The sequence below is a fragment of the Blastococcus mobilis genome (assembly GCF_900188025.1).
GTDB lineage: Bacteria > Actinomycetota > Actinomycetes > Mycobacteriales > Geodermatophilaceae > Blastococcus_B > Blastococcus_B mobilis.
In genome coordinates, this window is sequence record NZ_FZNO01000006.1 from 154062 (window position 1) to 166349 (window position 12288).

10 protein-coding genes are annotated in these 12288 nt (G+C 72.8%); 6 read left to right on the top strand and 4 right to left on the bottom strand.

The features are described from left to right. Window positions 1-57: 57 nt before the first annotated feature. From CHB94_RS07505 to phoH2, 6 genes are all read left to right on the top strand, one after another. The gene (locus CHB94_RS07505; RefSeq protein ID WP_089335950.1) at window positions 58-837 is read left to right on the top strand and encodes an isoprenyl transferase; all 780 of its coding nucleotides are present in this window, start codon (window positions 58-60) and stop codon (window positions 835-837) included. Between the two features lie 117 nt (window positions 838-954). Beyond that, on the top strand, window positions 955-2172 hold the full coding sequence (locus tag CHB94_RS07510; protein WP_089335951.1) for a DUF885 domain-containing protein: 1218 nt from the start codon (window positions 955-957) through the stop codon (window positions 2170-2172). A gap of 3 nt (window positions 2173-2175) precedes the next feature. Beyond that, the gene (locus tag CHB94_RS07515) at window positions 2176-2451 is read left to right on the top strand and encodes a hypothetical protein (RefSeq protein WP_089335952.1); all 276 of its coding nucleotides are present in this window, start codon (window positions 2176-2178) and stop codon (window positions 2449-2451) included. A 57-nt stretch (window positions 2452-2508) separates the two neighbouring features. After that, window positions 2509-3504, top strand: a complete 996-nt coding sequence (locus CHB94_RS07520; protein WP_089336015.1) for an ATP-binding cassette domain-containing protein — start codon at window positions 2509-2511, stop codon at window positions 3502-3504. Further along, complete coding sequence (locus CHB94_RS07525; protein ID WP_089335953.1) at window positions 3501-4259, top strand: ABC transporter permease; 759 nt, start codon at window positions 3501-3503, stop codon at window positions 4257-4259. Before CHB94_RS07520 ends, CHB94_RS07525 begins: the two co-directional genes overlap by 4 nt. Before the next feature lie 334 nt (window positions 4260-4593). Further along, a complete protein-coding gene (gene phoH2 / locus CHB94_RS07530) occupies window positions 4594-5898 on the top strand; it encodes an RNA 5'-3' helicase PhoH2 (RefSeq protein ID WP_254920473.1) in 1305 nt (434 codons plus the stop codon). A gap of 88 nt (window positions 5899-5986) precedes the next feature. On the opposite strand, the gene CHB94_RS07535 is transcribed toward phoH2, so the two are convergent. From CHB94_RS07535 to flhA, 4 genes are all read right to left on the bottom strand, one after another. Further along, complete coding sequence (locus CHB94_RS07535) at window positions 5987-6904, bottom strand: type IV toxin-antitoxin system AbiEi family antitoxin domain-containing protein (RefSeq protein ID WP_089335955.1); 918 nt, start codon at window positions 6902-6904, stop codon at window positions 5987-5989. A 178-nt stretch (window positions 6905-7082) separates the two neighbouring features. Next, the gene (locus tag CHB94_RS07540; protein ID WP_089335956.1) at window positions 7083-7337 is read right to left on the bottom strand and encodes a hypothetical protein; all 255 of its coding nucleotides are present in this window, start codon (window positions 7335-7337) and stop codon (window positions 7083-7085) included. Continuing rightward, window positions 7334-10213: a hypothetical protein gene (locus CHB94_RS07545; RefSeq protein WP_089335957.1), complete on the bottom strand. Its 2880-nt coding sequence runs from the start codon at window positions 10211-10213 to the stop codon at window positions 7334-7336. Before CHB94_RS07545 ends, CHB94_RS07540 begins: the two co-directional genes overlap by 4 nt. Continuing rightward, entirely contained in the window at window positions 10194-12239 is a 2046-nt protein-coding gene (gene flhA, locus CHB94_RS07550) for a flagellar biosynthesis protein FlhA (RefSeq protein WP_089335958.1), read from the bottom strand. The genes CHB94_RS07545 and flhA overlap by 20 nt, the downstream gene beginning before the upstream one ends. Window positions 12240-12288: the final 49 nt, after the last annotated feature.

The following is a 12288-nucleotide window of genomic DNA, read 5'->3' on the forward strand; positions in this document are numbered from 1 at the left end:
GACGCGACGTCGGCACGGATGCCCGCCCGGCCGTGCGCCGGGGCCTAGGGTGACCGCGTGGGCGTGCGTCAGTGGGTGCGGGACGCGATCGTCCAGATCTACGAGCGGCGGCTGGCCGATGCGCTCGAGGGCGCCGACGTCCCACGCCACGTCGGCGTCATCATGGACGGCAACCGGCGCTGGGCGCGGGCGATCGGCCTCGAGGACGTCGCGCACGGCCACCGCCGCGGCGCCGACAAGATCGTCGACCTGCTGGGGTGGTGTGACGACGCCGGCGTCTCCGTCGTCACCCTGTTCATGCTCTCCACCGACAACCTCAGCCGGCCGGAGTCCGAGCTGCGGGCACTGCTGCAGATCATCGAGGACGTCGCCGTCGACCTCTCCCGGCCGCACCGGCGTTGGCAGGTGCGGGCGATGGGCGCACCGGAGGTCCTGCCGCCGGAGACCGTCGCCGTCCTGAAGCAGGCGGAGGAGGACACCCGCGGCCGGCCGGGCGCGACGGTGAACCTGGCCGTCGGCTACGGCGGGCGGCAGGAGATCGCCGACGCCGTCCGGTCGCTGCTGGCCGAGCATGCTCAGCGCGGCACCGCGCTGGAGGAGCTGGTGGAGGCGCTGGAGGTCGAGCACATCGCCGAGCACCTCTACACCCGCGGTCAGCCCGACCCGGACCTGGTCATCCGCACCAGCGGTGAGCAGCGGCTGTCCGGGTTCCTGCTGTGGCAGACGGCCAACACCGAGTTCCACTTCACCGACGTCTACTGGCCCGACTTCCGGCGGGTGGACTTCCTCCGTGCACTGCGCGACTACTCCGCGCGGCACCGGCGCTTCGGCAGCTGACGGCGGGGTGTCGCTGCGCCCGGCGCAGCTCGGGCGAACCCTCGCGCGGCACCGCCGTCCCGGCGCCACGGCCTGCCGGTTCGGTCGCTGCCAGGAGCGGCTGCAAAACTGCCCGTCATGGCCGTTCTCCCTCCTGACCTGCCCCTCGAGTACGTCCGGCTGGGGCTGCGGTTCGACCGGTTGGAGTCCGGCTTCGTCGACGCCTACACCGGGAACCCGCGGCTGCGCGCCGAGGTGGCCGACGAACCGGCCCCCACGCCGTCCGGGCTGCGCGACCAGGCGCGCACCCTCCTGCAGGAACTGGACGCCGCGGGGCTGCCCGCCGACCGCACCGAGTACCTGCGCGGGCAGCTGACCGGCCTGGAGTGCACCGCACGGAAGATGAGCGGGGAGCAGATCGGGTTCGTCGACGAGGTGGCCGCCTACTTCCAGGTCGATGTCGCCCCCGGCGACCCGGCGGAGTACGCCGCCGCCCACGCCGAACTCGCCGCCCTCCTGCCGGGCGACGGCACGCTCGCCGAGAGGTACGCCGCGCACCGCCGCCGGGAGGAGTGCCCGCCGGACCGGCTGGAGACCGCGGTGCACGCCCTGTCCAGCGCGCTGCGGGACCGGGTCCGGGGGCAGTACGGCCTGCCCGAGGTGGAGACCGTGCGCTACGAGGTGGTCACCGACAAGCCCTGGTCGGGGTTCAACTACTACGAGGGCGGCTACCGCTCCCGCGTCGCCATCAACGCCGACCTGCCGCACCGGCTCTCGCAGCTGCCGCACCTCGTGGCGCACGAGTCCTATCCCGGTCACCACACCGAGCACTGCCGCAAGGAGCGCGGCCTCGTGGACCGCGCCGACCGGATGGAGCACACGGTCTTCCTGGTCAACACCCCCGAGTGCCTGATGGCGGAGGGGCTGGCGGACCTCGGCGTGCAGGCGTCGATCGGGGAGGGCTGGGGTCCGTGGGCCGCGGAGATCCTCGGTGATCTCGGGCTCCGGTTCGACGGGCACCTCGCTGAGCGGATCGCGACGGCGGCCGCGCCGCTGAACCGGGTGCGCCAGGACGCCGCCGTCCTCCTCCATGACCGCGGCGCCGACGTCGACGAGGTGAGCGCCTACCTGCAGCGCTGGTCCCTGGTGAGCGCCGAGCGGGCCGCCCAGCAGATCCGGTTCCTCACCGACCCGCTGTGGCGCGCCTACACCTCCACCTACGTGGAGGGCTTCGACCTGCTGTCCCGCTGGCTGGCCGCCCGGCCGGCGGAGCAGTCGGTGGCCGACCGATTCCTCCGCCTGCTCGACGAGCCCCTGACTCCCCGGGCTGTGGCCGGCGAGCTCCGGGCCGTCTGAACGATGACCCGGCACGACCCACGGGAGGCCCGCACGCTGGGGCTGTGGACCGCGGTCTGGCTCGGCGGCCTGCTGCTGGGTGGGCTCCTCTGGCTGGGCGACCTGTCCCTCCAGTGGCCGGTGCTGCTCGTCCCGGTCCTGTGGGCCCTGGTCGCGCTGCGGCCCCGGGAGGGACGCCGACGCGCGGTCGCCGATCCGCGCGACGCCGCCGTCTACCGCACCGACACCGTGGAACGGCCGGCGCTGCGCCCGCCCGGCCGGCGGGACGGGTGGGGCTGACACGCTCTGCGCGAAACCGGTCGACCCCTGTCGGTCCCCCGGCGGATGCTGACGACCGTGATCCACGCCCGCGGGCTCGCCCGCACCTTCCGGAAGAAGAAGCAGGAAATCCATGCCGTCGTCGGCGTCGACCTCGACGTCGAGGCCGGCGAGATCGTCGGCTTCCTGGGCCCCAACGGCGCCGGCAAGACGACGACGCTGCGCATGCTGACCACCCTGCTCGAGCCCACCGCCGGCACTGCCACGGTCGCCGGTCGCGACCTGATCGCCGACCCGGTGGGGGTGCGACGTCGGATCGGCTACGTCTCGCAGAGCGGCTCCACCTACCCGGACGCCCGCGCCGGTGAGGAGGTCGTCGACCACGCCCGCCTCTACGGCATGACCACTGCCGAGGCGACCGAGCGCGGCAAGCGGCTGTTCCGCGAGCTGGACCTCGACGGGCTCTGGGAGCGCCAGCCCAAGACGATGTCCGGCGGGCAGCGTCGCCGGCTCGACATCGCGGTGGGCCTGGTCCACGTGCCGGAGCTGGTCTTCCTGGACGAGCCCACCACCGGTCTGGACCCGCAGGCCCGGGCCAACCTGTGGACCCACATCAGGGCGCTCCGCGAGGAACGCGGCACGACGGTATTCCTCACCACGCACTACCTCGACGAGGCCGACGCGCTCTGCGACCGGATCCTGGTCATCGACCACGGGGCCATCGTCGCGAGCGGGACCCCTGACGAACTGAAGTCACAGGTCGGTGGGGATGTGCTGACCGTGACCGTCGAGCGATCCGAGCAGGTGGGCGAGGTCGCCCGCCTGATGGGGCAGCTGCGCGGGGCCGAGGCGCCCCAGGTGCTCGACGACCGCGTCGTGGGGCGGGTGCCGCACGGCGGCGCCGCGCTGGTCGAGCTCGTCCGCGGGCTGGACCGGGCCGACATCACGATCAGTGGCATCGAGAGCCGGCGGCCGAGTCTGGACGACGTCTTCCTCGGGCTCACCGGCCGCTCGCTGCGGGACCCGGAGTCCTCGGCTCCGGCCGGGTCGCTGGAAGAGGTGACCGTCCGATGAGAACCCTGCTGCGCGACACCGGGACCGTCTTCGTGCGGGCGATGCGGATGTCGCTGCGCAACCCGGCGTGGCTGGTCATCATGATGATGCAGCCGATCCTCTACATCCTGCTGTTCGGACCGCTGCTCCAGCCGCTGGCCGGCCAACTGGGGACGGGCAACGCCTATCAGATCTTCGTTCCCGGCATCCTCGTGCAGCTCGGCATCTTCGGCTCGCTGTTCGTCGGGTTCGGCCTGATCGCCGAGTACCGGGCCGGCGTCATCGAGAGCCAGCGGGTCACACCGGCGAGCCGCACCGCGCTGCTGCTCGGGCGGGTGCTGCGCGACGTCGTCGTCCTGCTGGTGCAGGGTGTGCTGCTCGTGCTGGTGTCCCTGCCGCTCGGGCTGCGTGCGCCGCTGCTCGGGGTCGTGCTGACGCTGGTGGTCATCGCGCTGCTGGGGGCGGCGTTCGCGTCGACCTCCTACGCCCTGGCGCTCACGCTGAAGAGCGAGGACGCCTTCGCGCCGCTGCTGAACGCGTTCGTGCTCCCGGTCCTGCTGCTCTCGGGCATCCTCCTGCCGATGACCCTCGCCCCCGGGTGGCTGCAGACGATCAGCGACATCAACCCGCTCAAGCACGTCGTCGAGGGGACCCGCGAGTTCTTCGTCGGCGGTTACGACACCTCGGTCGCCTGGTGGGGTGCCGCCCTCACGGTCGTGCTGGCCGTTCTGGGATGGGCGTTCGGCGTCCGACGTTTCCGGCGCGAGTCCAGCTGAGCCCACGGTCGACCGCCGGTGCGACGAATGAGGCGGTTGGTACTCCATCGAGTGAACGTTGGGGTGCCTTTCGGGGTGGTGCGCGCGCTTCTGTCGGTGGCCGGGCCTAGCGTCCGCAGTGGATGACGAGCTGCCCTCGTCGTCCACGGGAGGCCCGGTTGGTGCTGACGTCTACGTCGACCAGAGGGGCCGGAATCCGGCCTCTGCGCCGGGGCCCGGCCACCTTCGAGCGGGGGCGCGCCGTGCGCCCCACGGGAGTCGATACATGACCGAGCTTGCGAGGCCATGCAGCAACTCAGCACCCATGGGCACGAGGCCGACGAGCGCTGGCGAGGTGGCCTCGTTGACCACTCGTCGTACGTATGTCCTCGACACCTCCGTCCTGCTCTCCGACCCGGGCGCCTTGATGCGCTTCGGCAACTCCGACGTGGTGCTCCCGCTCGTCGTGATCGGTGAGCTGGAGGACAAGCGCAACCACCCCGAGCTCGGCTGGTTCGCCCGCCAGGCCCTGCGCATGCTCGACGACCTGCGCGTGACGCACGGTCGGCTGGACGCCCCTGTCCCCATCGGTGAGGACGGCGGCACCCTGCACGTCGAGCTCAACCACAGCGACCCGTCGGTGCTGCCGGCCGGCTTCCGCAACGACAGCAACGACAGCCGGATCATGGTCGTCGCGCTGAACCTGCGGTCGGAGGGCCGCGACGTCCGCCTCATAACCAAGGACGTGCCGCTGCGGGTGAAGGCGGCCGCCGTCGGGCTGGACACCGACGAGTACCGCGTCATGGACGCCGTCGACGCCGGCTGGACCGGCATGGCGGAGCTGTCGCTGGACGACGCCGAGCTCGACGACCTCTACGAGACCGGCGAGACGTTCGTCGCGGCCGCGGCGGAGCTGCCCCCGCACACCGGGCTGGTGCTGCTGTCCTCCCGGGGGTCGGCGCTGGGTCGGGTCGCCCCCGACAAGCACGTGCGGTTGGTGCGCGGCGACCGTGAGGCGTTCGGTCTGCACGGCCGCTCCGCCGAGCAGCGCATCGCCCTCGACCTCCTCCTGGACCCCGAGATCGGCATCGTCTCCCTGGGTGGGCGCGCCGGCACCGGCAAGTCGGCGCTGGCGCTGTGCGCGGGCCTGGAGTCGGTGATGGAACGCCGGGCGCACAAGAAGGTGGTCATCTTCCGGCCGCTCTACGCCGTCGGCGGGCAGGAGCTCGGCTACCTGCCGGGCAGCGAGAACGAGAAGATGTCGCCCTGGGCGCAGGCCGTCTACGACACGCTCGGGGCGCTGGTCTCCCCGGCGGTGATCGACGAGATCGCCTCGCGCGGCCTCATCGAGGTGCTGCCGCTGACCCACATCCGCGGTCGCTCGCTGCACGACTCGTTCGTGATCGTCGACGAGGCGCAGTCCCTCGAGCGCGGTGTGCTGCTGACGGTGCTGTCACGGCTGGGCGCGGGGTCCCGGGTGGTGCTCACCCACGACGTCGCCCAGCGGGACAACCTCCGGGTGGGCCGGCACGACGGCATCACCGCGGTGATCGAGGCGCTCAAGGGTCATCCGCTGTTCGCCCACGTGACCCTCACCCGTTCCGAGCGCTCGCCGATCGCCGCCCTGGTGACCGAGATGCTGGAGGACCTGCCCCTCTGACCGGCGGCCCCCTTGCTCCTGGGGTGTTGTTCGTGCGTCAGGGGTTCTGCAGAACCCGAGGAGCGCGAACAACACCCCAGGAGCGGGGTCAGCGCATGCGGCGACGGACGCGCGCGGCGAAGCTGTCGGGTCGGTGCAGATCCGACCACGTCCATCGGATGACGCCCCAACCCTCGTCCCGGATGGCATCTTCACGGCGTTTCTCGCGGAACACGGCGTCGCCGGCGTCCTCCCCCGGCCGGAGCAGACGCCCGTACTTGATGCGGCCGTCGAACTCGCCGATCAGGCGGTGCTCCTCCCAGGCGAAGTCGGTGCGTCCGATGACGCCACCGTCGGCTGAGCGGACCTCGAACTGGAGCGCCGAGGGGGCGAGCTTCCAGCGGTGCAGGATCACCCGGCTGCGTGACTCGCCGACGCTCTCGCTGCGCCCGTCGGCGAAGAGGACAGCCCGGGCCGCGCTCCTGCTGCCGGGTGCACCGGCGATGTCTAAGAGTCGGGCTCGCAGGGCGTCGCGATCGAGCAGACCAAGGCGGAGCGCTGCGTCGAGGACCACGACGGCGGCCTCATGCGGGAGGGACCGCGCCAGGTCCAGCGCCGTCCGCACAGGACTGGTCACCTGCAGGCCGTCGACGTCGACCACTTCGTCGTCGCGCAGGCGGGCGACGTGGCAGCACAGCACGCGGCCAGTGTCGTTCCAGGCACGGGGGCGTCGCGTCACGTGCACCCGGTCGAGCGGAACGTCCCAGAGCGGAAGACCCTGGAGGACCGCCGCCGACTGGTGGCTGACAACGGCCGGACGGCGTAGGCCCGGCATCGTCGCGCGAATCAGGAGGCGATGTGTCGCCGCCGCGTCCAGCGGGAGGGTGCCGTTGACGTAGGCGCCACGCCGTAGCCGCCCGAGCTTGCCGGTCCGGACGAGCCGGCGCAGCTCGTCGTCGGACCAGCCCTCCCGGACGGCGTCACGCCGTAGGTGCAGGTGGACGGCTGGTTCGAGGGAGTCGGTCACCCGGCCACAGTGCGGTGCCTGACCCGGTCCGGAGGGCGCTTCTCATGACCAGTGGACAGCCGGCTGCCCTGTGGACGTCCGGTCCGTGGGTGTTTCTCGCGCTCTCGGCGCCCTGCGGGACCTCTGAAGCGCGAGATCCGCTCCACGAGCGCGGCCGACCGGGCAGCGGTCCGGTGGGTCAGAGGGCGGGGGAGTGGTTCTCGGTCCCCGTGGAGGCATCCGCGGACCGCTGCGGACCCTTGCCCGCCGGCGCGGAGGGTCGGGGAGTGCTGGCGAGGCGGAGCACCGCCACCACGGCCCAGCCGGCGCCGAGGCACCACAGCACCCGCATCATCATCTCTTCGGTCGACAGGTCCCCCCGGAGCCCGAGCGCCAGCACCGGCAGGGCCAGCACGAACCCGACGAGGAGAACGTCCCAGCGCAGCGGACTCATGTCGTCGTGCTCTCCAGCCGCTCGCAGAGCAGCGAGGCCCAGCGGTGCGGCGTGGCCTGGACGCCGTCGAGGAGGGCCACGGGTGCGTTCACCCGGCGGAGGACGGCGGCGGGGTCGGCGCTGAGGTCGGTGTCCTGCACGATCAGGGCGTCGACCCGGGGCAGGCGGTCGATCCACGGCAGCAGGTCCTCGGGCTTGCGGGTGGCCTCGACGACCGCCCACACCGCGACCGGCGTCCAGACGGTCATCATCTGGGCCATCCAGTAGGTGTCGCTCCGCAGCGGCGCGTCGACCGCCACGATGGTCACCGTGCCGGCGGTGACCGACTCCTGGCGGTGCTCGATGGCGGCGTCGACAGTGGTCACCCGGCTGGTCGTCGGGGCGAGCCCGGCGAGGTCGCCACGGGTCGCCCACTGCACGCGGTCGGGGTCCAGCCGCAGCGATGCGGCCAGCGATCGGGCGGCACGGAGCGCGTCGACCCCGGGGCCGACCACGAACACGGTTTCGCCGGCGCCACTGGGCAGTTCGGGAGCCTGGGGCAGGCGCAGCGCAAGGCTGCGGGTGAGCGCCGCGTAGGTGCCTCGCTCGGCGACGTCCTCGGCGAAGGTGCTGCCCAGCATGTCGGCCGGGACACCCAGCAGCTCCAGCCGGCTCGCGACGTCGCCCTGCCCGACCACCGTGGGAGCGACAGGATCCGCCGGTGCGGCTGCGCTGCGCAGCTCCTCGGCGCCCAGCTCGTCGAACTCCTCGGGCAGCTCCGCGATGTCCGCGGTCGGCATCAGGGGAGCCACGGGCAGCCGGGTCACCGTCGCCAGCGTGCGGGTGTGCGGAGCCGGCGCGGCCGGCTCGGGGGTGTCGACGACCGGCGCGGGCAGCGGAGCGGAGGACGTGTCGATGCCCAGGAACCCGGCGTGCTCCTGCTCGTCCGCGGCACCCGGTGTGGTTGCGGGCGCAGCGGGCGCCGACGACCGCGCCGAGGGGGAGGCGCTCTGTCGCGGCGCGGCCGGCGGCACCGGGGGGCGCCCGCGACCACGTGAGGACGGCAGCGGGGGCAGCAGCGACAACGGCGGCATGACGGTGGTCGCGTCGAAGGTCATCATCGGCGCCGGATCGCTCGCGGTACGAGCCAGCAGGGGCGCCGGCTCGGCCACTGCGGACTCCTCGAGGTGCTGCTCCACGAACTCCTCGACCGCCTGTGCCTCCGCGACGGGGGGCTCCGCGACGGGTGCCTCGGCGACCGGCTCCTCGATGGCGGGCGCGTCGATGACGAGGGCCTCCACCGGCTCGTGAGCCACCGGCGCCTCGGCCGAGGCGGCCGTGACGGCCTGGTCCTCCGGGGACGAAGGGAAGAGCGAGGCGGAGGTGGACTCCTGGAACGTCACTCCGGCCCAGATCGGGGCGTCGGTCGTCACCGCGCGCGGGCTCGTGGCCTCACCCCACAGCGGTGCCGACGACGACGTGCCCCACATCTGGTCCCCCGGACCGCAGGTGGTGACGGGAGCGGGCGACGGAGCGGCGGCAGGCGGCAGCTCGGCGACGACGTCCTCGGCCGGCACGGCGACAAGGGGCTCGGCGACGACGTGCTCGGCGGGCACGGCCAGAACGGACTCGGGGGAGGCGGGCTGGGCGGGCACCGCGAACTCGGGCCCGGCGGGTACCGCGAAGACCGGCTCGGCGGGTACCGCGAAGACCGGCTCGACCGGCACGGCGAGAACCGGCTCAGCGGTCGCGGCGATCTCCGGCTCGGTCAGCGCCGTCTGAGGGGCCGCCCCGGCCAGGACCTTGCGCAGGATGCCGGCGAGGGCCTCGTCGGAGTGCCCCTGGGCGAGGGCGCCGCGCAGCAGGTCGGCGATGGCCTCCTCCCGCGGGGAGACCGACGCCGCGGCGACCTCGGGCGCGGCTGCCCACTGGGGGACCTCGACCGGTCGATCCGTCGTGGAGGGCGGCGCGACGACCTGATCTCCCACCGTTTCCTCCTCCTGGCGCGCCGCGGGCGACGGGACCGATGAACCTGCTGTCGGGACGGGGTCGGACCGGACCGGCCAGGGCTCGGCATCATCGTGCGGACGCGTCGCCTCCGGCTGAGCCAGAGCCTCCTGGACCGCCTGTCGTACGTCCTGGTCCCCGGCGACCATCCGCGCGAGCGCGGCGGTGAACGGGGAGGGCGCGTCGGGAACGACGCGTTGGTCCTCCTCGCGGACGGTGGGACGGACCTCGTCGTCCTCGTCGCGGACGGAGGCCTGGGACCGGGACACGGCCCCCGCGCGCGGGGAGGAAGCGCGCGGGAACGTGGCCCGGGAATAGGTCGGGGTGGCGGGTTCGGGCAGCTGGGCGGCCAGCAGCCCCACCAGCTCGCTGACCCGCGCATCCTCCGCCGGAGGGGCAGCCGGCCGCGACGCCGCCCACGTCGGAGCGGCGGTGCGCGGTTGGGCAGCGGCGGGCGCCGGAGCCGGCGTGGCCACGGGGGCGGGGGTGACCGAGCGTGCCGCGCGTGCGGCCGCGGCCGCCGCACGGGCCGCTGGGGGAATGTCGTCGGCCGACCGGGCCGCGGCCTCCGCGGCATACGCCGCAGCGCCGTTCCGGGCGGGGGCGGTCACGCGGGCGCGGGCCGGGGCGGCCGAGGCCAGCGGTGAGGAGAAGTCGGCGGGCAGGGCATCGTCGTCGGCTCGGGCACGCGCCGGAACAGCCGGACGGCCGGTGGTGTCGAGAGCGCCCTCGGCCACCTCGGCGATGTAGCGCTCGGTCGCGAAGAACCCGAGCACCCCGCCGGAACGGACGCGGCGCACGCCGACGACACGGGCGTGGGGGCCGAACTGCTCGCGGGCGGCTGCGATCGCGTCGTCGCGCGAGGCGGCCTCAACGGATCGCAACGGCACCGCTCACAACTCCCAGCGATTCGATCTGCGCTGTCCGGGAGACCTCGGCGTAGGAGATCACCGGAAGCCGGGGGAGGACCTGGCGCATCAGGCGCGCGAGTGCGGCACGCACCTGGGGCGAGCACACCAGGACGGGGGAGAGGCCGGAGCGCTCGGCGTCCTCGAGCAGACCGCTGCAGCCGTTGACGAGGGCGTCGATGCCGGCGGCGTCCAGCGCCAGGACCATGCCCGCGTCGCTCTGCCGGATCGACTCGAGCAGCCGCTGCTCGAAGCCGGGATCCAGCGTGAAGACGTGCAGGCGCTCGTCGGGCGTCACGTACGGGTGACTGATCGCCGAGCCGAGAGCCGCCCGGGCCGCCTCGACGAGACCGTCGAGATCGGCGGACGTCTTCGCACGTACAGAGAGTGCCTCGAAGATGCGGACCAGGTCTCGGATCGACACACCCTCTTCGAGCAACGCGTGCAACACGCGTTGCACCTCTCCCAGGGTCAGCAGGGTGGGAGTCAGTTCCTCGACGACGACGGGGTGCGTCCGGCGGACCATCTCCACCAGGAGACGCACGTCCTCGCGACCGAGTAGATCCGCAGCGTTCTGCCGGACGACCTCGGCGAGGTGGGTCGTGATGACCGAGGACCGGTCGACGACGGTCGCTCCGGCCATCTCGGCCTGGCGCTGCAGCTCGACCGGCACCCACTTGGCCGCCAGCCCGAAGACGGGCTCGCGCGTGGCCTTGCCCGGGAGGCCGTCGAGGTTGTCGCCGATCGCCAGGATGGTGCCGGCGGGGGAGATGCCCTTGGCCGCGGGGACGCCGTTGAGCCAGATGACGTACTGCGAGCCGGGCAGGTCCAGGTTGTCGCGGGTACGCACCAGCGGGATCACCAGGCCGGTGTCCATGGCGACCTTGCGGCGCAGCGCCTTGACCCGGTCGAGGAGGTCCCCACCGCGGGCGGGGTCGACCAGGTCGACCAGGTCGAAGGCCACCTCGAGCTCCAGCGGGTCCACCCGCATCTTCTCGACGATCGCCTCGGGGGAGTCCGGCGTGGGCTCGTCGTCCCCCGCGGCTGCGGCGGCCTCGGCGTCCTCGTCGACCTCCGGGGTCTCCGACATCCGGGTCGCGACGATGAGGAAACCGGCGCCGATCACGAGGAACGGCAGCTTCGGCAGTCCGGGGATGAGGCACATCGCGATGGCCGCGCCGCCGGCGATCCGCACCGGCTGCTTGAAGCGGCCCAGCTGCGCGAGGAGGTCGGTGCCCATGTCGCCCTCGGTGGCCGAGCGCGTGACGATGATGCCGGTCGCGGTGGACATCAGCAGGGCCGGGATCATGGAGACCAGGCCGTCGCCCACGGTCAGCAGCGAGAACGTCGAGACGGCCTCGCCGGGCTCCATGCTCCGCTGCATGACGCCGATGGCGAACCCGCCGATGAGGTTGACCAGCGTGACGATGATGCCGGCGATGGCGTCGCCCTTGACGAACTTGCTGGCGCCGTCCATCGAGCCGTAGAAGTCCGCCTCGGCGGTGACCTCGTGGCGGCGCTTGCGGGCCTGCGCCTCGTTGATCAGTCCGGCGTTCAGATCGGCGTCGATCGCCATCTGCTTGCCCGGCATCGCGTCGAGGGTGAACCGGGCACCGACCTCGGCCACGCGGCCGGCACCGTTGGTGATGACGACGAACTGGACGATCGTCAGGATCAGGAAGATCACCAGACCGACGACCAGCGAGCCGCCGATCACGAAGTGCCCGAAGGCCTCGATGACCTTGCCGGCGTAGCCGTCGGTGAGGACCAACCGGGTGGAGGAGACGTTCAGCGACAACCGGAACAGGGTGGCCACGAGGAGCAGTGACGGAAAGACGGCGAAGTCCAGCGGCTTCTTGATCTGCATGGCGACCAGCAGGATCAGCAGCGACGCGGTGATGTTCAGGCCGAGCAGCAGATCGAGGAGCGCGGCCGGCAGCGGCACGACCAGCATGAGCACGATCGACACGACCCCGATGGGGACGGCCGCCTTGCCGATGCCCTTCACGCGCCCACTCCGGGGGCGCAGGGCAGACGCGGGCTCACGTCCTTCTCAT

Coding starts and splice junctions, on each gene's coding strand:
- CHB94_RS07510 (WP_089335951.1), top strand. CDS start 955: ATGGCCGTTCTCCCTCCTGACCTGCCCCTCGAGTACGTCCGGCTGGGG.
- CHB94_RS07525 (WP_089335953.1), top strand. CDS start 3,501: ATGAGAACCCTGCTGCGCGACACCGGGACCGTCTTCGTGCGGGCGATG.
- CHB94_RS07540 (WP_089335956.1), bottom strand. CDS start 7,337: ATGAGTCCGCTGCGCTGGGACGTTCTCCTCGTCGGGTTCGTGCTGGCC.
- CHB94_RS07515 (WP_089335952.1), top strand. CDS start 2,176: ATGACCCGGCACGACCCACGGGAGGCCCGCACGCTGGGGCTGTGGACC.